Consider the following 25,498-nt stretch of genomic DNA (forward strand, 5'->3'; position numbering starts at 1 on the left):
ACGGAGGCGCCAATGTAAATTCAATGCGTCTGCCGGAGTACCGGCAGCGGTGTGTTGGCAAAGGATCGCTACCCGGGGGTGATTCCCGCGCGCCAGAGCCTATGCGTAGGTTTGCGTAGAATTTGGAAAGCGGTGTGGTCAAATACCGACTTTGCGTGCCGGAGAATCCGGCGAAACGGGCGACATCTGCGCATGAGGATCGATCTGGCCGGGATAACGGTCATGACAATCAGGACTGATGTGTTGAAACGGGCATTTGGCGTCGCGCGCTTGCGCCCGTGGCGGGTGCTGCTGCTCGTGCTGCTGTCGCTCTGGCTGCTGCAGGCGCACGTTGCCCAGGCAGTCTACAAGGTCGAAGTCGAAGCGCCCAGGCCGATCCGCGAGATGCTCCAGGACCATCTGGACCTGTCCCGCTACAAGGATCGCGACGACATCACGCCCGACCAGTTCGACTATATGGTCGAGACCGTAGGCGAGCAGGTGCGCCAGTTCACTTCCACCGAGGGCTATTTCGACCCCACCACGACCACCCGCGTCGAGGGCGAAGGCGACAAGCGCGTGGTGCACGTGATGGTCGATCCGGGCGCGCGCACGCTGATCCGCAATGTCGACGTGCAGGTGACCGGCCAGGCGGCAACGCACTCGCCGGAGCAGATTGCGCAGATGCGCGCCAAATGGGGGCTGCCGGTTGGCGAGCCGTTCCGGCAGCAGGCCTGGGACAAGGCCAAGGAAGATGCCTTGTTCGAGCTGCAGCGCCATACCTACTACGGCGCCCGGCTGGCGGCCTCGCAGGCGCGCATCGAACCCGATGAACTGCGCGCGGACCTGTCCGCGCACTATGCCAGCGGTCCGGCTTACCTGCTGGGACCGCTGCACGTCTCCGGCACACGCCGCTATCCGGAACAGATCATCCACAACGTCAATCCGCTCAGCGTGGGCGAACCGTACCGCGTGGAGCGCCTGCTCGAACTGCAGCGCGCGATCCAGAACCAGCCTTATTTCTCCAACGTGCAGGTCGAGCTCGACCAGCCGCAAGGGGCCGCCGCGAACCCGCCCGATGGCGTGGTGACCGCGCCCGTCCACGTGACGGTGCGCGAGTATCCCGCCCACCGGCTCAATTCCGGCGTCGGCTACACCACCGATACCGGCGCGCAGATCGAAGGCCGCTATTCCTATTACAACCTGTTCAACCGCGCCTGGACCTTCGATTCGCAGGCGCGCCTGGAGCAGAAGCGTTCATACCTCTTTGCCGAGACGGCCATGCCGCCGGACAGCAGAACCTTCCGCAACAGTCTGTACAGCAGCTATGAGCGCACCATCGATATCGAGAACACCGATACGACGAGCTGGCGCGCTGGCCTCAAGCGCTCGCGCTCGCGCGAGAAGTACGACGTCACGATGTCGCTCGATTTCTACTACGACGACCTGTTGCCGGTGGGGCAGGAACACCAGCTCAGCAAGGCGCTGGTGCCGGCATTTGCGTGGACGCGGCGCGATGTGGACAACCCTGTGTTTCCTCGCCGCGGCAATGTCATCAGCACCCAGGTGGGGGTAGCTGCCAAGAACCTCCTGAGCGACGCCACCTTCCTGCGGCTGTATGGCCGGATCCGCCAGTACGTGCCCGTCGGCAACCGCGACCTGTTCATCGCGCGGCTGGAACTGGGCGCGGACATGACCGGGGACAGTGCAAGCAGTATTCCCGCCTCGCTGCGCTTCCGTGCGGGCGGCAGCGACTCGATCCGCGGCTACGGCTACCAGTCGATCGGCACCAAGAGCGGCTCCAGCGTGCTGCCGGCCAAGTATCTCGGCACGGCCAGCCTGGAATACCAGTACTGGTTCAAGCCGGACTGGGGCGCGGCCGTGTTCTGGGACGCCGGCACCGCCACCGACAACCTGAAAGGCATTCGCATCTTCAACGGCGTCGGCATCGGTGCGCGCTGGCGCAGTCCGGTGGGCCCGGTGCAGCTTGACGTCGGCTATGGCGTGGAGGAGCACCAGTTCCGTCCGCACATCTCGCTGGGGGTAGCGTTCTGATGGCGCGCCTCGTCCGACCCCGGTCACAGGCATGAGCATTCCCGACATGCCCCCCGTTCCCGCTCGCGGCGACAACGCGCCGCCACCACCGCGCCGCCGCCGCGTGTGGCGCGTGCTGGCGTGGCTGCTGGCAGGCCTGCTGGTCTTGATGACAGCCCTTATCGCTGCCGGCGTGGCCGCGCTGCGCACCGAGGCGGGCACGCGCCACCTCTGGTCGCTGGCGACGCGATTGTCGGCAGGCATGCTCACCGGCAAGCTTGAGGGCGGCACCGTGGCCCACGGCCTGCGCCTGCGCGACGTGGTGTTCGCCAGCGGTAAAACGCGCGTGGCCGTCGATCGCGTGGATGCCAGCTGGGGCCTGGCTTGGCAGCCCCGGCAGTTGCATGTGGCATGGCTGCGCATCGGCAAGGTCGATGTCCGGCTTCCGCCGTCGGCGCCCAGCACCGGGCCGGCCACGATGCCGAAGTCGCTGGAGCTGCCGCTGGCGATCGATGTCGATTCCCTGACGCTGGAGCAGTTGTCGTTCTTGCAGGGTTCGGCGCCGACTGCCAGGCCGATGGTGTTCAGCGACCTCGCGGGCGCGCTGCATACGGACGGCGTGCGCCACCGCGTCAGCGTCGACCGTCTGGTCACGCCGTACGGCAAGCTCGCCGTCAACGCCCAGATCGCCGGGAAGGTGCCGTTCGATCTCAGCGCGGAGGCGCTGCTCGAGGGCAGCTGGCAGAAGGAAGCGTTCGCCGTGAATGCCACCGCGAAAGGGTCGCTGCAGGCATTGCGTGCGGAGGTGGAAGCCAACGGCGATCGCATCAGGGCCCGCGCCGGCATCGACCTGACGCCGTTCGGCAAGGTGCCGTTCACGCACCTGCTGGTGGATGGGGAACGCATCAATCCGCGCCTGTTCAGCCCGACGGCGCCGCAGGCGAACCTCACCGTGCATGCCGAGCTGAGGCCGGTCGACGGTGTTGGCGTGCCCACGGACAAGGCCATGCCGGCATCGGTGCCAGCACCGGCGCCGGCCTCGGGCGCCTCGGCAGTGCCGGCGGCTCCAGCGGTCGCACCGGCCGCACCGGCCACTGCGCCGCTGGCAGTCGCCGGCGACCTCGTAATCCGCAATCTCGAAGCCGGGCCCATCGACGCCGAACGCCTGCCGGTGCAGTCGGTACAGGCACATGTCGAGCTCAGCGAAATGGCACAGGCCGTGCGCGACCTGCGGATTTCCCTGCCCGGCAAGGCCGAGATCACGGGAAGCGGCTCGCTGCATAGCGGCCGGGGCGGGTTCGACCTCGATGTGCGCCGGCTGAACCCGGCCGCGCTCTATCGCTCGCTGAACGAGGCCAGCCTGTCGGGGCCGGTCGTGCTGCGGCTGGAGCCCGGCCGCCAGAGCGTGGCGCTGGACCTTACGGGCAGCGAGCTCAAGCTGTTTGCCGATGCCAGCCTCGACGCCGATACGCTGACGCTGGGCTCCTTGCGTGCGGCAGTGGGGCCGGGCGTGCTGACGGCCGAAGGCAAGCTCGGCCTCAAGGACAAGCAGGCCTTCGAGTTCAAGGGCAAGCTGGCCGGCTTCGATCCGGCGCGGCTGGCCAAGGTGGCAGCGGGCCGGATCAACGCGGACTTTACGGCCAGCGGCACGCTTGAAGGCGAGCCGCGCGTCGCGCTGGACTTCGCCGTGGGCGAGAGCGAATACGCCGGGCTGCCGATGACCGGCGCGGGCAAGGTCCGGCTGGCCGGCGAACGGCTGCTGCCGAGCGAGGCATCGCTCAGCATGGCGGGCAACCAGGCCAACCTGCGCGGCAGTTTCGGGGCGCGGGGCGACCAGCTGAAGCTGGCGGTGGACGCGCCGCAGCTGGAACGACTGAAATTTGGCGTGGCGGGCCGGCTGAAACTGGATGCCACCATCACCGGCACGATCAGGAAGCCGGAGGTCGTGGCCGATTACAACGCGCAGGCGCTGGTGGTAGGCCCGCACAAGGTTGCCACAGCCAGTGGCCATGCCGAAGTGCGCGGCGGACTCGACGGCACGCTTGCCGTGCAGCTCGCCGCGCGTGACTACCACGGCCCGCAAGCCAGCCTGCGCACGCTGGATGCGACGCTGAACGGCACGCAGGCCAACCACACCTTCGACGTCAAGGCCGCCGGCAGCCTGCACCAGCGGCCGATGCAGCTGGCGCTGTCCGGGCAGGGCGCCTGGAAGGGCGGCACGAATGGCTGGAACGGCACCATCCGCACGCTGGAAGGACGCAGTACCGTCAACGTGCGGCTCGCGGCACCGACGCAGCTGCTGGTGGCGGACCAGCACATCCGGCTGGGCGCGGCACGGTTGCTGCTGGACCGCTCCACGCTGACGATCGACAACCTCGACTGGGATCACGGCCGCATTCGGACCCAGGGCAATCTCGATGGCCTGCAGGTGGGCCACGTGCTGGAGCTGGTTGAAACGATTACCGGCGAAAAGCCGCCGATGCGCAGCGATCTCGTGATCGATGGCCGCTGGAATCTTTCCCTGGCCGAGACGGCGACAGGGTTTGCCGAGCTGCGCCGCCGCAGCGGCGATGTCTCCGTCAATGCCGGACGCGGCTTCACCACCCTCGGTTTGGGCGAGACCGGCGTGCGTGCCGAGGCCACGGGCAATCGCATCACGCTGCGCGGCGGCATGGTGTCTTCGCGCATTGGCAAGCTGGCCGTGGATGCCTCGGCCGGGCTGATCGCCGACCAGGGCCTGCAGACGATCGGGCCGCAGTCGACGCTGGGCGGCACGGTCACCATCGATGTGCCGCGCGTGAAGTCGCTGGAAGCGCTGACCGGCCCGCAGTACGCCTTCGACGGCAAGCTGGCGGCGGCAATGCGGCTGGCCGGCACGGTTGGCGCGCCGCTGCTGACCGGCACCATCGACGGCGACAGCCTTGCCGTCACGCTCTACGATGAAGGGCTGCGTCTGACCGACGGCACCGTGCGCGTCGTGCTCGACCAGAACACCATCGAACTCAAGCACGTGGAATTCCACGGCGGCGACGGCAAGATCACGGCAACCGGCAACGTTAAGCTGGGCGAAGCCAATCCCAACCTGACCGGAAAGATCGTTGCCGACAAGCTGCAGCTGTTTGCCAGCCCCGAGCGCACGCTGATCGTCTCCGGTGATGCCACCATCGCCAACGAGAACAAGCAGATCGTGATTCGCGGCAAGTTCCGCGTGGATCGTGGCCTGTTCGACCTGCCCAAGGCCGGTGCGCCCGTGCTTGGCGATGACGTGATCGTGGTGCGCCGCAAGGACCAGCGCGCGGTCAAGACGGCGGCTACGCCGATGCCGGAAACGAAGCCCGCCAGCCGGTTCAGCCCGGTCGTCGACCTGACGGTGGATCTGGGCAACGATTTCCGCTTCCGTGGCGCCGGCGCCGACCTGAGGCTGGCTGGCCAGCTCGGCATCAAGAGCGAGCCATTGTCGCCCCTGCGCGCAAACGGCACCGTGCGCGTGACCGATGGCACGTACGAGGCGTTTGGCCGCAAGCTGAACATCGAGCGCGGCATCGTCAACTTCAACGGTCCGGTAGACAACCCGAATATCAACATCCGCGCCATGCGCCGCAACCAGGAAGTGGAGGCGGGCGTAGAGGTCACCGGCACCGTGCGCCTGCCGCGCGTGCGGCTGGTGTCGGAGCCCAATGTGCCGGAGGAAGATAAGCTATCGTGGCTGATGTTCGGCTACGGTGCGGAAAGCGCGGGGGCCGGCCAGCAGAAACAGATGGGCGGTGGGGCGCTGGGCGGTGCCGCGCTGGGCATGATCGGCGGCAAGGCGGGCAAGGGAATCGTGCAGCATTTCGGCATCGACGAATTCTCGATCGGGCCCAGTACGGCTGGCCTGAACGAGCAGCAGGTGGTGAGCGTGGGCAAGGCGGTCACCGACCAGTTCTCGGTCGGCTACGAGCAGAGCCTGACCTCGGCCTCCAACGTGGTCAAGCTGACCTGGGCTTTCTCGCGGCGCTGGTCGCTGATTGCGAAGGGCGGCTCCATCAACGGATTGTCGGTATTGTTCAACCGCCGCTTCGACAGCTGGGCCAACCTGTTCACCGGGGCCTCGAGCCGCAGCGGCACCAGCAGGAGCCAGCAGGATGGGAACCCGGAATCAGATACCGAGAGCGCCGCGCAGGCAGCGTCCGAAGCCGCCGTCGAGCCCGTGCGGCGTTGACGCCTCGCTCACCGTCACCACCACTCTTGCGTCGCCACGACGCCTTGCCGCCATGGGACTGATTGCCTCCGTGCTTGCGCTGTTCGGCTGTGACCAGCAGAAAGTCGATGAAGCGATGAAGAAGGCGGGCGACGCGGCCCGCAATACGTGGAACGCGGTCAAGCCCGACAGCCAGCTGTTCAAGGGCATCGAGCCCGGGCAGTCGACCGAAGAGGACCTGCGGCGCCAGGCCGGCAAGCCGGAAATCGTGTGGGAGGAAGATGACGGCGGGCGGCGCCTCGAGTACCCGCGGGGGCCGGAAGGCACGACGACCTGGATGGTGACGATCGGCGCCGACGGCAAGGTCAGCAAGATCGAACAGGTGCTTACCGCCGACAACTTCGCCCGCGTGCGCGCGGGCATGAGCAAGGACCAGATCCGGCGCCTGCTGGGCAAGCCGACCAAGGTCGAGGCATTTGCGCTGAAGAAGGAGGAGGTGTGGGGCTACCGCTGGATGGAGACCTCGACCGACAAGGCCTTCTTCAACGTGCATTTCAATACCGACGGCACGGTCACGACGACCTCGCGCAGCGACGATCCGTCGAAGATGCAGGGCGGGGGCTGACCGGTCCCCCAAAGAAAAACGGCGGCAGCCCGAAGGCGCCGCCGTCTTTTATTCAGGCAGTGCGCGCTCAGCGAATCCGCATACCCGGCACCGCACCGCTGTGCGGCTCCAGGATATACAGGCCCGGTGCCGCCTTCTCGTCAGCAGCCGAGGCCGCCAGCACCATGCCTTCGGACACGCCGAATTTCATCTTGCGCGGCGCCAGGTTGGCAACGACCACCGTCAGCTTGCCCACCAGCTGCTCCGGCGTGTAGGCCGACTGGATGCCCGAGAACACATTGCGGGTGCGGCCTTCGCCCAGGTCCAGCGTGATCTGCAGCAGCTTGTTCGAGCCTTCCACCTTCTGGCATTCCACGATCTTCGCCACGCGCAGGTCAACCTTGGCGAAATCGTCGATGGTGATGGTGTCGGCGATCGGCTCGATCGACGATGCCGCCGCCCCGGTGGCGGCAGGCGCGGTAGCCTGCAGCGAATCGCGGTTGGCGGCCAGCAATGCGTCGACCTGCTTGGCGTCCACGCGCGTCATCAGGTGCGAGTACGGCTGCACCGGGCTGCCGGCCGACAGCTGCTTGTCGATGGCGCGCCAGTCGAGCGGCTCGATGTTCAGGAAGCGTTCGACGCCGGCGGCCATGGCAGGAACCACGGGCTTCAGGAAGACGGTCAGCAGGCGGAAGGCTTCCAGCGAGACCGAGCAGGCCGCATGCAGCGCTGCGCGCTTGCTTTCGTCCTTGGCCAGTTCCCACGGCTTTTCGGTATCGACGAAGGCGTTGACCGCATCGGTCAGCTCCATCACCAGCCGCAGCGCCTTGCTGTACTCGCGGCCTTCGTAGAAGTGCGCCACCTGCGGCGCGGCCTCGCGCAGCTGCTCGAGCAGCGGATGGGCGAGGGCGGCTTCGTTGACCACGCCGTCAAAGCGCTTGACCAGGAAGCCCGCGGCGCGGCTGGCAATATTGACGTACTTGCCGATCAGGTCGCTGTTCACGCGCGCGATGAAATCATCGAGGTTCAGGTCGAGGTCTTCCATGCTGGCGTTGAGCTTGGCGGCGAAGTAGTAGCGCAGCCATTCCGGGTTCATGCCGGTGTCGATATAGCTCTGCGCGGTGATGAAGGTGCCGCGCGACTTGCTCATCTTCGCGCCGTCCACGGTCAGGAAGCCGTGGGCAAACACGTTGGTCGGGGTGCGGTAGCCCGAGAAGCGCAGCATCGCCGGCCAGAACAGCGTGTGGAAGTAGAGGATGTCCTTGCCGATGAAGTGGTACTGCTCGGCGGTCGAGTGCGGGCCGACCCACGCGTCGAAATCGATGCCCTTCTTCTCGGCCAGGTTCTTGAAGCTGGCGTAGTAGCCGATCGGGGCGTCGAGCCACACGTAGAAGTACTTGCCGGGCGCGCCGGGAATCTCGAAGCCGAAGTAGGGGGCATCGCGCGAGATGTCCCAGTCGGACAGCGTCGAGGTCTCGCCTTCGCTGCCCAGCCATTCCTGCATCTTGTTGGCGGCTTCGGGCTGCGCCAGATCGGCCACCCATTCGCGCAGGAAGCTCTCGCAGCGCGGATCGGACAGCTTGAAGAAGTAGTGGGCCGACGACTTCCGCACCGGGGTCGCGCCGGACACCACCGAGTACGGATTCTTCAGGTCGGTGGGCACGTAGGTGGTGCCGCACACTTCACAGGAATCGCCGTACTGGTCCTTGGCGCCGCACTTCGGGCACTCGCCCTTGATGAAGCGGTCCGGCAGGAACATGTTCTTGACCGGGTCGTAGAACTGCTCGACCTCGCGCTCGGCGATCAGGTCCTCGGCCTTCAGGGACAGGTAGATCTTCTCGCACAGTTGCCGGTTCTCGTCGGCATCGGTGCTGTAGTAGTTGTCGAACGACACCAGGAAGCTGTCGAAGTCGCGCTTATGCTCGGTCCAGACGCGGTCGATCAGCTGCTTGGGCGTAATCCCTTCCTTCTCCGCGCGCAGCATGACCGGCGTGCCGTGGGTATCGTCGGCGCCGACGTAGTAGACCTCGTTGCCCATCATGCGCTGGAAACGCACCCAGATATCGGTCTGGATGTATTCCACCAGGTGGCCGATGTGGATCTGGCCGTTGGCATAAGGCAGGGCGGATGTGACGAGGATGCGACGTGCGGTCATAAACAAGAGCCGGTCAGAAAGCGGGGAAGTTCGGGAGGGACAGCGGGGCCGGACGGCCCGGTGCTCGCCGGGAAACGGCTATTTTAGCAAGCGGGCGCGCTTGTCGGGCCGGTTGCACATGGTGGAATGCCGCCGGCGATCCGCGAGACGGCAGCGAACAGGCAAAAAAAAGCGCCGGTCAGTGCCGGCGCAGCTTTCCACAACGGAAAAGGAGGAGAAATCAGGCACCGCCCGGGAGGTCAGCCACCCATCGCGAGCCAGCGACGGTGGCAAGCGGTACCTGTCTCTATGACAGGATCACCCCTGAATTGGTTTCAAAAATATTTCGACGCGGCGATTTTGTGTCCGGCCGGCCTCTGTGGCGTTGTCCGCCACGGGCTGGGTCTGGCCCCGGCCTTCGGCCGACAGGCGGTTCCGTGCGACGCCGCGATCACCCAGGTAGCTCGCCACGCTCTGGGCGCGGCGCTGCGACAGCTGCATGTTGTAGTTCGGATTGCCGGTGCTGTCGGTATGGCCGACCACGTTGGCGCTCACGTCCTGGTGCTGGCCCAGGGTTTGCGCCACCTGGTCGAGCACGCTGCGGAACGAAGGCTTGATGCTGGCGCTGTCCGTGTCAAACGTCACCTGGCTCGGGATATTGACCTTGAGGGAGCCGTCCGGCTGCTCGGTGATCTGGGTGCCGGTGCCCGCCGTGTCCTTGCTCAGCTTGCCGCGGATGGCGTTCCAGTTGTAGCCTGTTGCGCCGCCGATGGCACCGCCAACGGCCGCGCCGACCAGCGTGCCGGTGGTGTTGCCGCCGATCAGATTGCCCAGGCCGGCGCCGACTGCCGCGCCCACGCCGGTGCCGACCGCCGTGTGGGTCTGCTGCTCGGTGGCGCAACCAGCGGCCAGCAGCGTGGCAGCAGCGAGAGAAACGGTGACGAGCTTGAGATTCATGCTTTCTCCTTCTGATATTCCCGTAAGTATTTTTTGTCCTGCAATGCGATGGTAACTGTTTCCGCGTGTGCAGGGCAGGCCGCGTACTGTCTGGTCGGGCCGGTGTCTGACGCCAGCAGGCGACAGGCAAAGCCGGGCCTTGCGCGGCACAAGCGCACTACAATATGGATATGGCGGCGCACGCACAAGTGCAAGGTTGTGAGATTTGTAAATGTCTGTAATCCCACAGGGCAGGCAGGGAGAATCCACTCCGATTCCCGGGTCTCATGGTCACTGCTTCATACTTTGATACATTACGCGCCAGTCCCCACCCATACCGAACAGCGGAGTTTGTCTTGAGCCTCAGCACTGAGCAGGTAACCGAAGCCCTGCGCACCGTCATCGACCCCAACACGGGCAAGGATCTGGTGTCCACCCGCTCGGCCAGGAATATCCGGGTCGACGGCGGCGACGTATCGCTGGAGGTGGAGCTGGGATACCCCGGCAAGAGCCAGCTTGATCCGATTCGCAAGCTGGTGGTTGCTGCGGTGCGGCAACTGCCAGGCGTGACCAATGTCAGCGTCAGCGTGACCATGAAGATCGTCGCGCACGCCGTGCAGCGCGGCGTCAAGCTGCTGCCGGGCGTGAAGAACGTGATCGCGGTGGCGTCGGGCAAGGGCGGGGTCGGCAAGTCGACCACCGCCGTGAACCTGGCGCTGGCGCTGGCGGCCGAAGGCGCGCGCGTCGGCATGCTCGATGCCGATATCTACGGCCCCAGCCTGCCGATGATGCTGGGCATCGACGGCCGCCCGGAATCGGCCGATGGCCAGACCATGGAGCCGCTCGAAGGCCACGGCCTGCAGGCCAACTCGATCGGATTCCTGATCGAGCAGGACAATCCGATGGTGTGGCGCGGCCCGATGGTGACCTCCGCGCTGGAGCAACTGCTGCGCCAGACCAACTGGCGCGACCTGGACTACCTGATCGTCGACATGCCGCCGGGCACCGGCGACATCCAGCTCACGCTGTCGCAGAAGGTGCCCGTGACCGGCGCCGTGATCGTCACCACGCCGCAGGACATCGCGCTGCTCGACGCCAAGAAGGGCCTGAAGATGTTCGAGAAGGTGGGCATCCCCATCCTGGGCATCGTCGAGAACATGGCGGTCTACTGCTGCCCGAACTGCGGCCACGTCGAGCATATCTTCGGCCACGGCGGCGGCGAGAAGATGTGCGCCGACTATGGCGTGGACCTGCTCGGCAGCCTGCCGCTGAACCTGTCGATCCGCGAGCAGGCCGATTCGGGCCGCCCGACCGTGGTTGCCGAGCCCGACAGCCCGGTGGCGGAGCTGTACCGCAGCATCGCGCGCAAGGTGGCGATCAAGGTTGCCGACAAGGCGCGCGACATGACCAGCAAGTTCCCGAGCATCGTGGTGCAGAACACCTGACCATCATGGAAACGCCAGCCGCTCCGGTTCCGGAAGGCCGTCCCGCCGTCACCATGGCTGTGGTGATGCGCAAGGTCCCGCTCGCCAGCCGCTGGCAGCCGTGGAAGTGGGAACTGGATGCCGTGCTGCCGGACCTCGGCGAATTCGGCACTGCGCCGATGTGCCTGGAGCAGGACGAGCACGGCGCGCGCTGGCTCTATCCGGGTTTCGAGGTGGCGTTGTTCCGTGACCAGGGCGAGGGCTATTACCTCAACCTGACCTCCATCACGCCTTGCTGGTTCGTGCTGTGGCGCATGCCGGAGGACGACGACTCCGAGCATCGCGGACAACCGTTGCCGCAGGCCGTCTCGCTGTCGTACAACGAGGCTGGCCGCTGGCTGGACGCCGGCGAAACCGTCGAGAATGTGCCGCTGGACGCGCAACAGCGCGAGTGGCTACAGGCGTACGTCGACGAGCACTACCGGCCGGAGCCCAAGAAGCGCCGCCGCCCCGAATCGTTCAAGGCGCCGCAGGACCGCGCGCAGTACTGACCGGCAGCCTGAGATGAGCGATTCCTCTTTCCTGTCGCGCTGGTCTCGCCGCAAGGCGGCGGTAAGGGAGGGCAATCCTGTTCCTCCGGAGCCGGCGCCGGAGACGGAGACAGTACCTGCTGCACCTGCCTCGCCGGTCGCGGTTCAGCAGCCGGTCGCCGAGCGTCCGCCTGCGCCCACGCTGGCGGACGTCGCGCTGCTGCAGCCGGGGGACAATATTTCGCGCTTTGTCGCAAGCGGCGTGGACGAGACGGTCAAGCGCGCCGCTTTGAAGACCTTGTTTGCCGATCCGCACTTCAACGTGATGGACGGCCTCGATACCTATATCGACGACTACAGCAAGCCCGACCCGATTCCGCCGGATGTACTGCGCCAATTGCGTCAGTCCGAGACGCTGGGTCTGTTCGATCCGATCGAAGAGGAAGAGGCGGTCCCCGCCGTGCAACTTGCCGAAGCTGCCGAATCTGACAATCACCAGCCGGCCACCGGCGAGCCGCAGCCTGAACCTGCCTCACCTGAACGCTCCGGGAATCCCGCGGAAGACCCGCCGGGCCCGGACAAACACGCGTAGCCCGAGCTGGGCTCGCGGCCTACAATAGGCACCCCCACAATCCGCCGGCACCAAAGACCCTCACAAGAAGGGGCTACGGAGCCGGCCAGATGGTCTTGTCATGCCGACGCTGATCTGCAATTGCAACGACACCATGCCGCTTGACGGGGCGGCACTGTCGGAAAGCGGCCAGGGCCCGCTCAAGGTCCACCGATTGCTCTGCCGCCGGGAAATCGGTGATTTCACCGCCGCGCTCGACGGCACCGACGACGTCATCGTCGCCTGCACCCAGGAGCGGCACCTGTTCGCCGAGGTGGCCGCGCAGGCTGCCCGCGGCAGCAGCGGCGAAGCCGTGGTCACGGCGCCGGTGCGGTTCGTCAATATCCGCGAAACCGGCGGCTGGTCGCAGGGCGCGCGCCGCGATCCGAAGACCGCCAATGCCAAGATCGCCGCCTTGCTCGCCGCCGCGGCACTGCCCGAGCCGGAGCCGGTGCCCGTGGTGGACTACCGCTCGGAAGGCGCCGTGCTGATCATGGGTCCGGCGGACCGTGCCCTGCCGTGGGCGGCAAAGCTGGAAGCCACGCCGCTGGAAATTACCGTGCTGCTGACCGATGGCGCCGCGCACCGTCGCGCCAGCGCCGGGCAGCCCGCGGAGCGAGCCTGGCCGGTGCACAGCGGCACGCTGCAGTCCCTGACCGGCTGGCTGGGCGCCTTCGAAGCAAGCTGGGAAACCGGCGAAGGGCGCAGCAATCCGATCGATCTGGATCTCTGCACGCGCTGCAATGCCTGCATCGAGGCCTGTCCCGAGAACGCCATCGATTTCAGCTACCAGATCGACATGGATCGGTGCCGCTCGCACCGCGACTGCGTCAAGGCCTGCGGCGCCGCGGCGGCGATCGATTTCGACCGGTTGCCTGCCAGCACGCAGGGCCGCTTCGATCTGGTGTTCGACCTGAACGACGCGCCGGCCTTCGCCATGCACCAGCCGCCCCAGGGCTACCTGCACGCCGGCGCGGACGTCCAGCGCCAGCAGGCGCATGCGCTGACGTTGCTGCAGCTGGTGGGCGAGTTCGAGAAGCCCAAGTTCTTCCGCTACAAAGAAAACATTTGCGCCCACGGGCGCAACAAGACCACCGGCTGCACGGCTTGTATCGACATCTGCTCGACGCAGGCGATCCGCTCGCTCTGGCATGACGGCAAGGGCCGCATCGAAGTCACGCCCAACTTGTGCATGGGCTGCGGCGCATGCACCACGGTCTGCCCGACCGGCGCGATCAGCTATGCATATCCCGGCCCGGACGTGCTCGGACTGCGCATGCGTACCGTGCTGAGCGCCTATGCGGAGGCGGGCGGGCGCGATGCCATCCTGCTGCTGCATGGCGAGGAATCCGGCACCCCGGCCATTATGGCGCTGGGGCGTGCGGCCCGCGCCGGGCAGGCGCGCGGGGTGCCCCCGAATGTGATTCCGCTGCCGGTGTTCCATCCGGCTTCGGCCGGGCTGGAGTTATGGCTGGCAGCGCTGTGCTGGGGTGCCGGCCATGTGGCGGTGCTCCTGACCGGCGACGAGGCGCCGCAGTACCGGACCGCGCTGGCCGAACAGATGGCCGTGGCGCGGGCCGTGCTTGCCGGCCTGGGCTACGACGAAGATGCGGTCTCCCTGGTCGAGGCCGCCGATACCGCAACGCTCGACCAGCAGCTTGCCGGTTTGCGCGCCAGCCGCAACAAGCTGGCGCCGGCGCCGTTCCGCGCCGTGGCGGCCAAGCGCGAAACCCTGGATTTCGCGCTGGACTACCTGACCCGGAACGCTCCCGTGCCCGCGGCCAGCGTGCCGTTGCCGGCTGGCGCGCCATTGGGCGCGGTGGCGGTCGACACCGCTACCTGCACGCTCTGCATGGCCTGCGTCGGGGCTTGCCCGACACAGGCACTGCGCGACAATCCCGAGCGCCCGGTGCTGAGCTTCCTGGAGCGCAACTGCGTCCAGTGCGGCCTGTGCGAGCGAACCTGCCCGGAAGACGCCATTACGCTGGTGCCGCGGCTGCTGACCGGCGACGCCGCCCGGCACCTGGTCACCCTGAACGAGACCCAGCCGTTCCATTGCGTGCGCTGCGCCAAGCCGTTCGGCACCGCGCAGATGGTGCAGTCGATGCTGGTGCGGCTGGCCGGCCACCCGGCGTTCTCGGGCGCCGCCGCCGAGCGGCTCAAGATGTGCCCGGACTGCCGCGTGATCGACATGATGGAAAAAGACACCGGCTCCGCCAGCGGCGCCACCCTGCAGTAAATCAGCCAGGCAGGCCACAACACATCACGACATGACAGAATTCCAGCCGATCCAGCTGACCGCCGCCGCGCCGGCCGACGATGCCGAAGACACCGCCCGCGCCGATCTCTACGGCCTGCTCGCCACGCTGTTCTACCAGGCACCCGATGCGGCGCTGCTGCATCACATCGCTGCCAACCGCGCTGTCGGCGAAGATGCGGCCACCGTGCTTGGCGAAGCCTGGAACGCGTTGTGCGACGCAGCATCGGTCACGACCGAGGCCGAGGCCGCGGAGGAATTTCGCGTGCTGTTCGTTGGCGTGGGCCGCCAGGAGATCTTCCTCTACGGTTCCTACTACCTCAGCGGCTTCCTGAACGAGCGCCCGCTGGTGGCCCTGCGCGACGACCTGGCGCGATACGGGCTGGAGCGCCATGACGATGTCAGCGAAACCGAGGACCATATTGCCACGCTGTGCGAGGTGATGCGGTTCCTGGTGGCCGGAGACGATCTGGCAGTGTCCAACCTTGGCGAGCAGCAGCGCTTCTTTGCGAAGCACCTGCAGCCCTGGGTGGAAAAATTGTGCGATGCACTCGCGGAGCATCCGCAGGCGCGCTTTTATCGCAGCGCGGCCGGCTTGCTCAAGGCATTTGCCGGCGTGGAGGCCGTCGCGCTGGAGATGAACTGAGGGCTGGTGCGAGGGGGCACTAATTATCAGCTTTGGGTATCCAATGCTTTAGGTCACTGACGCCATTGCAAAGCCCTACCACTGTGCCAAAAACGTAAGGAAAAACCCTCAAGCGGCATGGTCTTTCGTTCAGGATGAATCTAGAATATGCATTAGAACGCATAACTAGATTGTTCATCGGTATTCAACAACCGAGGAGCCCCCATGAAGGACAACGAGCACAGGGTCGCACGCCGCACGTTCCTCGCGGGTGCCGGAGTCGTTGCCGCCGCCACGGGCGCCGCAGCGCTGACATCGCGTGGGCCCGCCGTGCCTGCGCAGGCCACGGCCATTCCCGACATCACGCCTGACACTTCGACGGACAGCCAGGGTTACCGGGTATCCGAACACATTCGCAAGTATTACCGGACCGCACTGGTGTGAGCGCACTGGCACGGCGCGCCGCGCCGCATGCCAGTGCGATTTCCCGCCTGTGTCCTCATCCTGAGGTGAGACATGATCTTGACCCGCAAACGCGCGGCGCAGGGCGCTTCGCCCCGGCTGGCTGACGGATTGTCGCTGTCCGGTGCGCACGCCGGCGCCCAGGCCGCCAGTGGCCGGCTTTCGGCTCGGCTTGCTACCAGCCTGGCTGGCGCAATGCCGACCATGGACCGTCGCAGCTTCCTCAAGCGCTCGGGCATCGGTGTTGGTGTCGGGCTGGCCGCGTCGCAGCTTTCGCTGATCCGCAAGGCCGATGCCGCTGACGACAAGGCGGCAGCCGCCGGCGACGGCAAGAGCGGCATCGTCGTGCGCCGCACGGTGTGCGGCCACTGCTCGGTGGGCTGCGCAGTGGATGCAGTCGTGCAGAACGGCGTGTGGATCCGCCAGGAGCCGGTCTTCGATTCGCCGATCAATATGGGCGCGCATTGCGCCAAGGGCGCCGCGCTGCGTGAGCACGGCCACGGCGAGTACCGCCTGAAGTACCCGATGAAGCTGGTCGACGGCAAGTACCAGCGCATCAGCTGGGACCAGGCACTCGACGAAATCACTGCAAAGATGAAGGACATCCGCCAGAAGACTGGTCCGGATTCCATGTTCTTCATCGGATCATCCAAGCACAGCAACGAGCAGGCCTACCTGATGCGCAAGTGGGTGTCGTTCTTCGGCACCAACAACACCGACCACCAGGCGCGCATCTGCCACTCCACCACGGTGGCCGGCGTGGCCAACACCTGGGGCTATGGTGCGATGACCAACTCGTACAACGATATGCAGAACGCGAAGGCAGCTCTGTATATCGGCTCCAATGCGGCCGAGGCACACCCGGTCTCGATGCTGCACCTGCTGCACGCCAAGGAGAATGGCTGCAAGGTGATCGTGGTCGATCCTCGCTATACGCGTACCGCGGCCAAGTCCGACCACTACGTGCGCATCCGCTCGGGTACCGACATCGCCTTCCTGTTCGGCATGCTGTACCACATCTTCAAGAATGGCTGGGAAGACCAGAAATTCCTGCATGACCGGGTCTATGGCATGGACAAGGTCAAGGAAGAGGTGCTGGCCAAGTGGACGCCCGACAAGGTGGAGGAAGTCTGCGGCGTACCCGAGGCGCAGGTCTACATGGTTGCCGAGATCATGGCCAAGAACCGCCCCAGCACGCTGGTGTGGTGCATGGGCCAGACCCAGCACACCATCGGCAATGCAATTGTGCGCGCGTCGTGCATCGTGCAGCTCGCGCTGGGCAATATCGGCGTGTCGGGCGGCGGCGCCAACATTTTCCGCGGCCACGACAACGTGCAGGGCGCCACCGACGTGGGCCCGAACCCAGATTCGCTGCCCGGCTATTACGGGCTGGCCACCGGTGCGTGGAAGCACTACGCGGCGGTGTGGGGCGTGGACTACGAATGGATCAAGAAGCAGTTCGCCTCGCAGGCGATGATGGAAAAGTCCGGCACGACTGTGTCGCGCTGGATTGACATCGTGACCGAGAAGAACGAGCTGATTGACCAGGACAACAACGTGCGCGGCGTGTTCTTCTGGGGCCATGCTCCGAACTCGCAGACGCGCGGCCTGGAAATGAAGAAGGCGCTCGACAAGCTCGACCTGCTCGTCGTGATCGATCCGTACCCGTCGGCAACTGCGGCCATGGCAAACATGCCGGCCGCCGATGGCGAGAAGCCCAACCCGAACCGCGCCGTCTACCTGCTGCCGGCCTGCACGCAGTTCGAGACCTCGGGCACGTGCACCGCATCCAACCGCTCGCTGCAGTGGCGCGAGAAGGTCATCGAGCCGCTGTTCGAGTCGATGCCCGACCACACCATCATGCAGGCGTTTGCCGACAAGCTCGGCTTCGGCAAGGAACTGTCGAAGAACATGAAGCTGATCGAGGTCAAGCGCGCCGGCCGCACCTGGATGGAACCGGAGCCCGAAGCCATCCTGCGCGAGATCAACGCCAGCAACTGGACCATCGGCTACACGGGGCAGTCGCCCGAACGCCTGAAGTCGCACATGCGCAATATGCAGATGTTCGACGTCAAGACGCTGCGCTGCAAGGGCGGCAAGGATCCGCTGACCGGCTACGACCTGACCGGCGACTACTTCGGCCTGCCATGGCCGTGCTACGGCACGCCCGAGTTGAAGCATCCGGGCTCGCCGAACCTGTACGACACCAGCAAGCATGTGATGGACGGCGGCGGCAACTTCCGCGCCAACTTCGGCGTGGAACGCGAGGGCGTCAACCTGCTGGCCGAGGACGGATCGTGCTCGCTGGGCGCGGAAATCACGACCGGCTATCCGGAGTTCGACCATGTGCTGCTCAAGAAGCTGGGCTGGTGGGATGACCTGACCGATGCGGAGAAGGCCAAGGCTGAGGGCAAGAACTGGAAGACCGACCTGTCGGGCGGCATCCAGCGCGTGGTCATGAAGAACCACGGCTGCCATCCGTTTGGCAACGCCAAGGCGCGCGCGATCGTGTGGAACTTCCCCGATGGGATTCCGCAGCACCGCGAGCCGCTGTACTCGACGCGCCCGGACATGGTCGCCAAGTACCCGACCCACGACGACAAGATGGCGTTCTGGCGCCTGCCCACGCTCTACAAGACCGTGCAGCAGCGCAACATCGAGAACAAGGTCCACGAGAAATTCCCGATCATCCTCACGTCCGGCCGGCTGGTCGAATTCGAGGGCGGCGGCGAGGAAACCCGTTCGAACCCGTGGCTCGCAGAACTGCAGCAAGAGAACTTCGTCGAGATCAACCCGCGTGCGGCATCGGAGCGTGGCATCCGCAACGGCGACTTCGTCTGGGTGAAGACCCCGACCGGTGCCAGGATCAAGGTGCGCGCGCTGGTGACCGAGCGGGTGGGGCCAGACACCGCCTTCATCCCGTTCCACTTCTCGGGATGGTGGCAGGGCAAGGACCTGAAGGACTACTATCCCGAGGGCGCGATGCCGATCGTGCGTGGCGAAGCGGTGAACACCGCCACTACCTATGGCTACGACGCGGTCACGATGATGCAGGAAACCAAGACCACCGTTTGCCAGATCGAGCGGTTTGCATAAGAGCAGGGGAACACTATGGCACGCATGAAATTTATCTGTGACGCCGAGCGCTGCATCGAATGCAACAGCTGCGTCACCGCCTGCAAGAACGAGCACGAAGTGCCGTGGGGCGTGAACCGGCGCCGCGTGGTGACCGTCAATGACGGCGTGGTCGGGGCGGAGAAGTCGATCTCGGTGGCCTGCATGCATTGCTCGGACGCGCCCTGCATGGCGGTGTGCCCGGTCGATTGCTTCTACCGTACCGAGGACGGGGTGGTGCTGCACGACAAGGACGTCTGCATCGGCTGCGGCTACTGCTCGTACGCCTGCCCGTTCGGCGCGCCGCAGTTCCCGGCCACCGGCACGTTTGGCGTGCGCGGCAAGATGGACAAGTGCACGTTCTGCGCGGGCGGCCCGGAAAAGAATGGCAGCGAAGCCGAGTTCGAGAAGTACGGCCGCAACCGCCTGGCCGAGGGCAAGCTGCCGCTGTGCGCCGAAATGTGCTCGACCAAGGCGCTGCTCGGCGGCGACGGCGATGTGATTGCCGATATCCTGCGCAACCGCGTGATCAAGCGCGGCAAGGGTGGCGATGTGTTCGGCTGGGGCACTGCCTACGGGACGACCAAGGGTGGCGAACAGGCGGCACCCGCGGCGCCGGCCGCGCCTGCTGCGCCTTCCGCACCTGCCACCGGAGGAGGGCAGCCGTCATGAGCCGCCTCCGCACGATTGCCCTGCTGTCACTGTGCGGTGCCATGCTGGCGGCCTGCGGCGAGAAGCCGCAGACCATCGGCCCATCGCACCGGAAGTCGGACACGCAGGCCTACCAGGGCGCACCTGACGACCCGTTCGTGGTGAAGGGCTGGACGCCGGGCGACAAGACCAGCTGGCAGAACCAGATCCACGAGCGCAATCAGAACCAGAACGAATACAACCGCACGCAATGACCGCGCAGCAGGGAAACCGGGCGCGAGCCATCGATGACCCGAAGGAGGGCATATGACGCCGACGCAGAATTCGTGCCGCGCGGGCCTGGCTGGTCGCTGGCGGGTTTGGCTGGCCGCCGGCGTGCTGGCCGTGGCCGGCAGCGGTGCAATCGCCCAGACCGCGGCATCCGCACCGCAGGCTCCGGCAACGCCGGCCGCCGCTGCCGCGGCCGACGCCAACAATCCGGCGACGCATCCGGTGCAGCCGTTTGCGGGCATCGCGTCCGAGAACATCTTCAACGTCCCGAAGCGCGATATCGCCGCCGAGGCGCAATCGCAGCAGGCCCGCACGAAGGAGCAGCCGGGCAACAACGCGCCGTTCTGGCGCGAAGTCAATTCCGACCAGGCGCACTACAGCAGCCTGCCTGCCAAGGAGGCCGGCGTGCTGATCCAGCGCACGGGGCAGAAGTGGCGCCTCTTTCGCAACGGCGTGATCACCGTGTGGGGTGGCTGGCTGGTGATCCTGGTGCCCGCCGCCATCCTGGCGTTCTTTGCCTGGCGGGGCATGATTCCGCTGCGCGAGCCGCGCACCGGCCGCCTGATCGAGCGCTTTACGCCCGCCGAGCGGGTCGTGCACTGGACCATGGCGATTTCGTTCGTGATCCTGGCGATCTCGGGCATCGTGATGCTGTTCGGCAAGCATTTCCTGCTGCCGGTGATGGGGCATACGCTGTTCGGCTGGCTGACATACCTGCTGAAGAACCTGCACAACGTGGCGGGGCCGGTCTTTACGCTCGCAATCATCGTTGCCTTCGTGATCTTCGTGCGCGACAACCTGCCCAGCCGTGACGACATCCGCTGGATCACCAGCCTGGGTGGCCTGATATCCGGCAAGCACGTGCCGAGCCATCGTTTCAATGCCGGTGAGAAGCTGTGGTTCTGGGGCGGGCTGGTGGTGTTCGGCCTGATCCTGTCGGCGACCGGCTGGGTGCTCGACATGATCGTGCCGGGCATGGACTACTACCGCGGCACCATGCAGATCGCCAACGTCATCCACGGCATCGCCGCCGTCCTGATGATCGCCATGGCCTGCGGGCATATCTACATGGGGACGATCGGCATGGAAGGCGCCTATCGCGCCATGCGCGACGGCTGGGTCGACGAGGCGTGGGCCAAGGAGCACCACGAACTCTGGTACGACGACATCAAGGCCGGCAAGATCCCCGTCCAGCGCTCCGCCACGCCCGACGCCGCAGCCGGCCGTCCCGGCCGGCGCAGCCCCGGCGAGGCCTGAGGCTGCGCGGCGTTCCACAGAACCGTTCAGGGTAACCAACCAATGAAACGCATCCTGATGCTGATCGCCCTCGCCGCCAGCGCGGCTGGTACCGCCGGCGCCCTGGCCAAGCTGCCGCCGCCGACCGACGCGCAGAAGGCCAAGGCCGAGGAAACCAAGGCCCGCACTGCCTGGACCGACAAAGTGGCGGCCTACAAGCTCTGCCAGGTGCAGGACAAGACGGCCGCGCGCTACTACAGCGACATGAAGGCGCAGGGCAAACAGACCAAGGAGCCGATGCAGACGCCGGCCTGTGCCGACCCCGGGCCATTCGTGCCACCGTCCGCCGCATCCGCGCCGGCTGCGGCGCCCGCTCCCGCTCCCGGTCCCGCGGCCGAGGCGAAGCCTGCCGCCGCGGCAGTACAATCGCCAGCGAAGGCACCGTAATTCGCGCCCCATGGCAGGCCCGGCCGGCATGGGGCAATCTCCGTAGCCCGCGTCTGAGCCATCCATGCCCCTGCGTCCCGAGCTTACCCAGGCAGCCGTTCCCCTGATCGAAGAAGTCGAGGTCGTCGACGAGCAGGGCCGTGTGCGCCCGGCCTACCTGCCCGGCGAGCGCCCGCTGACGGTCTATCTCGACAAGCGCGAGCTGGTCACGCTGATGACGCTGGGCGGTGCCCCCGAGCACCTGGTGCTGGGCTATCTGCGCAACCAGCGGCTGGTGGAGTCGATCGAGGACATTGCCGCGGTGCAGGTGGACTGGGAAACCGAATCGGCGGCGGTCACGACGCGCACCGGTGTCGACCGCATCGAAGAGCGCACAGCCCGCCGCGTGGTCACCACCGGTTGCGGCCAGGGCACGGTGTTCGGTTCGCTGCTCGACGAAATCGACAATATCCGGCTGCCGGTCGGTGCCACGCTCGAGCAGGACACGCTCTACAGCATCGTCGATACCATCCGCCTGCAGCAGTCGGTCTACAAGCAGGCCGGCTCCGTGCATGGCTGCGCGCTGTTCAAGGGCAGCGACATGCTGATGTTCGTGGAGGACGTGGGCCGGCATAACGCGGTGGACGCCATTGCCGGCCGCATGTGGCTGGAGGATATGGGTGGCGACGACAAGATTTTCTATACCACCGGCCGCCTGACCTCGGAAATGGTCATCAAAGGTGCCCAGATGGGCATTCCGTTCCTGCTGTCGCGCTCGGGCGTGACGCAGATGGGCTACCAGATGGCACAGCGCGTCAACCTGACGCTGTTCGCGCGCTGCACCGGCAAGCATTTCCTGCTCTATACGGGCCGGGAGCGCTTCCGCCACCGGTTGCCGGAAGATGCGGTGGCGTAGCCGGCACTTCCAGTCGGTTTCGTGCAAGGGCGGTGGGCCGGAATGGTTGTACAATTCGCGGCACTCTGAGCCAGCGCCTATTGTCCAACCTCCCTCCAACCTCTATGAGCATCAAATCCGACAAGTGGATCCGCCGCATGGCGGAACAGCACGGCATGATCGAGCCGTTCCAGCCAGGCCAGGTCCGGGAGCAGGACGGGCGCAAGATCGTCTCGTACGGCACCTCGAGCTACGGCTACGATATCCGCTGCGCCGACGAGTTCAAGATCTTCACCAATATCAACAGCACCATCGTCGATCCGAAGAACTTCGACGAGAAATCGTTCGTGGATTTCAGGGGCGATGTCTGCATCATCCCGCCCAACTCCTTCGCGCTGGCGCGCACGATGGAGTATTTCCGCATTCCGCGCAGCGTTCTGACCATCTGCCTGGGCAAGAGCACCTATGCCCGCTGCGGCATCATCGTCAACGTGACGCCGTTCGAGCCGGAATGGGAAGGCTATGTGACGCTGGAGTTCTCCAACACTACGCCGCTGCCCGCCAAGATCTACGCGGGTGAGGGTTGCGCGCAGGTATTGTTCTTCGAAAGCGATGAGGTCTGCGAGACCTCGTACCGTGACCGGGGCGGCAAGTACCAGGGCCAGCACGGTGTCACACTGCCCAAGACCTGAGCGCATTACAATGCCGGCGTCTGCCGGCCGCGCGGCCCTCCGGGGGCGCCAAAACCTGACGTCAGAGCCACATGCCGCCGCCGCGGGGAACTCCCCGGCGGCCATGTGGCTCAAGTCCTTTATGTCCAGCTTTCCTCCATCAAGGATGCCCGATGAAATTCCGCTTTCCCGTCATCATCATTGACGAAGACTTCCGCTCCGAGAACATCTCCGGCTCGGGCATCCGCGCGCTGGCCGAAGCGATCGAGAAAGAAGGCATGGAGGTGATGGGCCTGACCAGCTACGGCGACCTGACCTCGTTCGCCCAGCAATCGAGCCGGGCCTCGAGCTTTATCGTGTCGATCGACGACGACGAGTTCGTGCGTGCCGACGACCAGCCCGAAGCCGCCGCCATCGAGAAACTGCGCGCATTCGTCAACGAAGTGCGCCGCCGCAACTCGGACCTGCCGATCTTCCTGTACGGTGAAACGCGCACCTCGCGCCATATCCCCAACGATATCCTGCGCGAGCTGCACGGCTTCATCCACATGTTCGAGGACACGCCCGAATTCGTGGCACGCCATATCATCCGTGAAGCCAAGGTCTACCTCGACACGCTGGCGCCGCCGTTCTTCAAGGCCCTGATCGACTACGCGCAGGACAGCTCGTATTCGTGGCACTGCCCGGGCCACTCGGGCGGCGTCGCGTTCCTGAAGAGCCCGGTCGGCCAGGTGTTCCACCAGTTCTTCGGCGAGAACATGCTGCGCGCCGACGTCTGCAACGCGGTGGATGAACTCGGCCAGCTGCTTGACCACACCGGCCCCGTGGCCGCGTCGGAGCGCAATGCGGCGCGCATCTTCAACTCCGACCACATGTATTTCGTCACCAACGGCACGTCGACCTCGAACAAGATGGTGTGGCACGCCAATGTGGCGCCGGGCGATATCGTGGTGGTGGATCGCAACTGCCACAAGTCGATCCTGCACGCGATCATGATGACGGGCGCAATCCCCGTGTTCCTGATGCCGACGCGCAACCACTACGGCATCATCGGGCCGATCCCCAAGAGCGAGTTCGATCCCGAGACGATCCGCCGCAAGATTGCCAATCACCCGTTCGCCAGCAAGGCCAAGAACCAGAAGCCGCGCATCCTGACCATTACCCAGGGTACCTACGACGGCGTGCTGTACAACGCCGAGCAGATCAAGGAAATGCTGGCTTCCGAGATCGATACGCTGCACTTCGACGAGGCCTGGCTGCCGCACGCGGCGTTCCACGATTTCTATCGCAACATGCACGCGATCGGCAAGGACCGCCCGCGCAGCAAGGACGCGCTGGTGTTCGCCACGCAGTCCACGCACAAGCTGCTGGCCGGCCTGTCGCAGGCTTCGCAGATCCTCGTGCAGGACTCGGAAACGCGCAAGCTGGACCGCTACCGCTTCAACGAGGCCTACCTGATGCATACCTCGACCAGCCCGCAGTATTCGATCATTGCCTCGTGCGACGTCGCCGCGGCCATGATGGAAGCGCCGGGCGGCACCGCGCTGGTGGAAGAGAGCATCCAGGAAGCGCTGGACTTCCGCCGCGCCATGCGCAAGGTGGAAGGCGACTACGAAGCTGGCAACAACGGCGACTGGTGGTTCAAGGTGTGGGGCCCGGACGCGCTGATCGAAGACGGCATCGGCGACCGCGAAGAATGGATGCTCAAAGCCAACGAGCGCTGGCACGGCTTCGGCGACCTGGCCGACGGCTTCAACCTGCTCGACCCGATCAAGGCCACCATCATCACCCCGGGCCTGGACGTGGACGGCGAGTTCAGCGAGCGCGGCATCCCGGCGGCCATCGTCACCAAGTACCTGGCCGAGCACGGCATCATCATCGAGAAGACCGGGCTTTACTCGTTCTTCATCATGTTCACTATTGGCATCACCAAGGGCCGCTGGAACTCGCTGGTGACCGAGCTGCAGCAGTTCAAGGACGACTACGACCAGAACCAGCCGCTGTGGCGCGTGCTGCCGGAATTCGTGGCCAAGCACCCGCAGTACGAGCGCATGGGCCTGCGTGACCTGTGCGACGCCATCCACAGCGTGTACAAGGCCAACGACGTCGCCCGCGTGACCACCGAGATGTACCTGTCGGACATGGAGCCGGCGATGAAGCCGTCGGACGCCTGGGCCATGATGGCCCACCGCGAGATCGAGCGCGTGCCGGTCGATGAGCTGGAAGGCCGCGTCACCGCCATCCTGCTGACGCCGTATCCGCCGGGCATCCCGCTGCTGATTCCGGGCGAACGCTTCAACCGCACCATCGTGCAGTACCTGAAGTTCGCCCGCGAGTTCAACAAGCTGTTTCCGGGCTTCGAGACCGACATCCACGGGCTGGTGGAGGAAGAGGTGGACGGGAAGACCGCGTACTTCGTGGATTGCGTGAAGCAGGGCGGCTGAAGCTGCCGTTGACCAG

Annotated in this window: 19 protein-coding genes; 17 read left to right on the forward strand and 2 right to left on the reverse strand. The window is 65.8% G+C overall.

The window, feature by feature from the left end; genetic code table 11:
- Positions 1–222 precede the first annotated feature (222 nt).
- Genes RM96_RS10440 through bamE form a run of 3 tightly spaced genes read left to right on the forward strand, consistent with a single transcriptional unit; the run spans position 223 to position 6,818 of the window.
- A complete protein-coding gene (locus RM96_RS10440) occupies positions 223–2,034 on the forward strand; it encodes an autotransporter assembly complex protein TamA (RefSeq protein ID WP_238587218.1) in 1,812 nt (603 codons plus the stop codon).
- A 31-nt stretch (positions 2,035–2,065) separates the two neighbouring features.
- Positions 2,066–6,214 carry a translocation/assembly module TamB domain-containing protein gene (locus RM96_RS10445; protein WP_039010317.1) on the forward strand — a complete coding sequence of 1,383 codons (4,149 nt, stop codon included), beginning with the start codon at positions 2,066–2,068 and terminating at the stop codon, positions 6,212–6,214.
- Between the two features lie 52 nt (positions 6,215–6,266).
- Positions 6,267–6,818, forward strand: a complete 552-nt coding sequence (gene bamE, locus RM96_RS10450) for an outer membrane protein assembly factor BamE domain-containing protein (RefSeq protein ID WP_039010318.1) — start codon at positions 6,267–6,269, stop codon at positions 6,816–6,818.
- A gap of 67 nt (positions 6,819–6,885) precedes the next feature.
- On the opposite strand, the gene metG is transcribed toward bamE, so the two are convergent.
- Both metG and RM96_RS10460 read right to left on the reverse strand, forming a co-directional pair.
- Entirely contained in the window at positions 6,886–8,952 is a 2,067-nt protein-coding gene (gene metG, locus RM96_RS10455) for a methionine--tRNA ligase (RefSeq protein ID WP_039010319.1), read from the reverse strand.
- A 297-nt stretch (positions 8,953–9,249) separates the two neighbouring features.
- Entirely contained in the window at positions 9,250–9,888 is a 639-nt protein-coding gene (locus tag RM96_RS10460; protein WP_039010320.1) for an OmpA family protein, read from the reverse strand.
- 335 nt (positions 9,889–10,223) lie between these two features.
- On the opposite strand from RM96_RS10460, the gene apbC reads away from it, so the two are divergent.
- The 14 genes from apbC to RM96_RS10530 all read left to right on the forward strand — a co-directional run bounded on the left by apbC (position 10,224) and on the right by RM96_RS10530 (position 25,482).
- Positions 10,224–11,312, forward strand: a complete 1,089-nt coding sequence (apbC, locus tag RM96_RS10465; protein WP_039010321.1) for an iron-sulfur cluster carrier protein ApbC — start codon at positions 10,224–10,226, stop codon at positions 11,310–11,312.
- 5 nt (positions 11,313–11,317) lie between these two features.
- Positions 11,318–11,842: a DUF3305 domain-containing protein gene (locus tag RM96_RS10470; protein WP_039010322.1), complete on the forward strand. Its 525-nt coding sequence runs from the start codon at positions 11,318–11,320 to the stop codon at positions 11,840–11,842.
- A gap of 13 nt (positions 11,843–11,855) precedes the next feature.
- Positions 11,856–12,413: a DUF3306 domain-containing protein gene (locus RM96_RS10475; protein WP_039010323.1), complete on the forward strand. Its 558-nt coding sequence runs from the start codon at positions 11,856–11,858 to the stop codon at positions 12,411–12,413.
- Between the two features lie 100 nt (positions 12,414–12,513).
- Positions 12,514–14,670 (forward strand): 4Fe-4S binding protein, encoded by a 2,157-nt coding sequence (locus RM96_RS10480; RefSeq protein WP_039010324.1) that lies wholly within the window; start codon positions 12,514–12,516, stop codon positions 14,668–14,670.
- A 31-nt stretch (positions 14,671–14,701) separates the two neighbouring features.
- Positions 14,702–15,334 carry a TorD/DmsD family molecular chaperone gene (locus RM96_RS10485; protein ID WP_039010325.1) on the forward strand — a complete coding sequence of 211 codons (633 nt, stop codon included), beginning with the start codon at positions 14,702–14,704 and terminating at the stop codon, positions 15,332–15,334.
- A gap of 204 nt (positions 15,335–15,538) precedes the next feature.
- A complete protein-coding gene (locus tag RM96_RS10490) occupies positions 15,539–15,757 on the forward strand; it encodes a formate dehydrogenase (protein WP_039010326.1) in 219 nt (72 codons plus the stop codon).
- Positions 15,758–15,829: 72 nt separating this feature from the next.
- A complete protein-coding gene (locus RM96_RS10495; RefSeq protein WP_039010327.1) occupies positions 15,830–18,871 on the forward strand; it encodes a molybdopterin-dependent oxidoreductase in 3,042 nt (1,013 codons plus the stop codon).
- Between the two features lie 15 nt (positions 18,872–18,886).
- A complete protein-coding gene (gene fdh3B / locus RM96_RS10500; RefSeq protein WP_039010328.1) occupies positions 18,887–19,561 on the forward strand; it encodes a formate dehydrogenase FDH3 subunit beta in 675 nt (224 codons plus the stop codon).
- A complete protein-coding gene (locus RM96_RS10505) occupies positions 19,558–19,794 on the forward strand; it encodes a hypothetical protein (protein ID WP_039010329.1) in 237 nt (78 codons plus the stop codon). The genes fdh3B and RM96_RS10505 overlap by 4 nt, the downstream gene beginning before the upstream one ends.
- Positions 19,795–19,846: 52 nt before the next feature.
- Positions 19,847–21,067: a formate dehydrogenase subunit gamma gene (locus RM96_RS10510; RefSeq protein WP_039010330.1), complete on the forward strand. Its 1,221-nt coding sequence runs from the start codon at positions 19,847–19,849 to the stop codon at positions 21,065–21,067.
- Between the two features lie 42 nt (positions 21,068–21,109).
- A complete protein-coding gene (locus RM96_RS10515) occupies positions 21,110–21,493 on the forward strand; it encodes a hypothetical protein (RefSeq protein ID WP_039010331.1) in 384 nt (127 codons plus the stop codon).
- A gap of 64 nt (positions 21,494–21,557) precedes the next feature.
- Positions 21,558–22,388, forward strand: a complete 831-nt coding sequence (locus RM96_RS10520; protein WP_039010332.1) for a formate dehydrogenase accessory sulfurtransferase FdhD — start codon at positions 21,558–21,560, stop codon at positions 22,386–22,388.
- A 104-nt stretch (positions 22,389–22,492) separates the two neighbouring features.
- On the forward strand, positions 22,493–23,059 hold the full coding sequence (gene dcd / locus RM96_RS10525; protein ID WP_039010333.1) for a dCTP deaminase: 567 nt from the start codon (positions 22,493–22,495) through the stop codon (positions 23,057–23,059).
- A 152-nt stretch (positions 23,060–23,211) separates the two neighbouring features.
- Positions 23,212–25,482 (forward strand): arginine/lysine/ornithine decarboxylase, encoded by a 2,271-nt coding sequence (locus RM96_RS10530; protein WP_039010334.1) that lies wholly within the window; start codon positions 23,212–23,214, stop codon positions 25,480–25,482.
- The last annotated feature ends 16 nt before the right edge of the window (positions 25,483–25,498 follow it).

This window comes from Cupriavidus sp. IDO (assembly GCF_000812465.1).
GTDB lineage: Bacteria > Pseudomonadota > Gammaproteobacteria > Burkholderiales > Burkholderiaceae > Cupriavidus.

What these genes read in the sequence shown, in the direction of transcription:
- RM96_RS10460 (WP_039010320.1), bottom strand. Translation starts at nt 9,888, where the DNA reads ATGAATCTCAAGCTCGTCACCGTTTCTCTCGCTGCTGCCACGCTGCTG.
- RM96_RS10480 (WP_039010324.1), top strand. Translation starts at nt 12,514, where the DNA reads ATGCCGACGCTGATCTGCAATTGCAACGACACCATGCCGCTTGACGGG.
- metG (WP_039010319.1), bottom strand. Translation starts at nt 8,952, where the DNA reads ATGACCGCACGTCGCATCCTCGTCACATCCGCCCTGCCTTATGCCAAC.
- dcd (WP_039010333.1), top strand. Translation starts at nt 22,493, where the DNA reads ATGAGCATCAAATCCGACAAGTGGATCCGCCGCATGGCGGAACAGCAC.
- RM96_RS10530 (WP_039010334.1), top strand. Translation starts at nt 23,212, where the DNA reads ATGAAATTCCGCTTTCCCGTCATCATCATTGACGAAGACTTCCGCTCC.
- bamE (WP_039010318.1), top strand. Translation starts at nt 6,267, where the DNA reads ATGGGACTGATTGCCTCCGTGCTTGCGCTGTTCGGCTGTGACCAGCAG.
- RM96_RS10495 (WP_039010327.1), top strand. Translation starts at nt 15,830, where the DNA reads ATGATCTTGACCCGCAAACGCGCGGCGCAGGGCGCTTCGCCCCGGCTG.
- RM96_RS10510 (WP_039010330.1), top strand. Translation starts at nt 19,847, where the DNA reads ATGACGCCGACGCAGAATTCGTGCCGCGCGGGCCTGGCTGGTCGCTGG.
- RM96_RS10445 (WP_039010317.1), top strand. Translation starts at nt 2,066, where the DNA reads ATGAGCATTCCCGACATGCCCCCCGTTCCCGCTCGCGGCGACAACGCG.
- RM96_RS10515 (WP_039010331.1), top strand. Translation starts at nt 21,110, where the DNA reads ATGAAACGCATCCTGATGCTGATCGCCCTCGCCGCCAGCGCGGCTGGT.
- RM96_RS10475 (WP_039010323.1), top strand. Translation starts at nt 11,856, where the DNA reads ATGAGCGATTCCTCTTTCCTGTCGCGCTGGTCTCGCCGCAAGGCGGCG.
- RM96_RS10470 (WP_039010322.1), top strand. Translation starts at nt 11,318, where the DNA reads ATGGAAACGCCAGCCGCTCCGGTTCCGGAAGGCCGTCCCGCCGTCACC.
- RM96_RS10520 (WP_039010332.1), top strand. Translation starts at nt 21,558, where the DNA reads ATGCCCCTGCGTCCCGAGCTTACCCAGGCAGCCGTTCCCCTGATCGAA.
- RM96_RS10485 (WP_039010325.1), top strand. Translation starts at nt 14,702, where the DNA reads ATGACAGAATTCCAGCCGATCCAGCTGACCGCCGCCGCGCCGGCCGAC.
- fdh3B (WP_039010328.1), top strand. Translation starts at nt 18,887, where the DNA reads ATGGCACGCATGAAATTTATCTGTGACGCCGAGCGCTGCATCGAATGC.
- RM96_RS10505 (WP_039010329.1), top strand. Translation starts at nt 19,558, where the DNA reads ATGAGCCGCCTCCGCACGATTGCCCTGCTGTCACTGTGCGGTGCCATG.
- RM96_RS10440 (WP_238587218.1), top strand. Translation starts at nt 223, where the DNA reads ATGACAATCAGGACTGATGTGTTGAAACGGGCATTTGGCGTCGCGCGC.
- RM96_RS10490 (WP_039010326.1), top strand. Translation starts at nt 15,539, where the DNA reads ATGAAGGACAACGAGCACAGGGTCGCACGCCGCACGTTCCTCGCGGGT.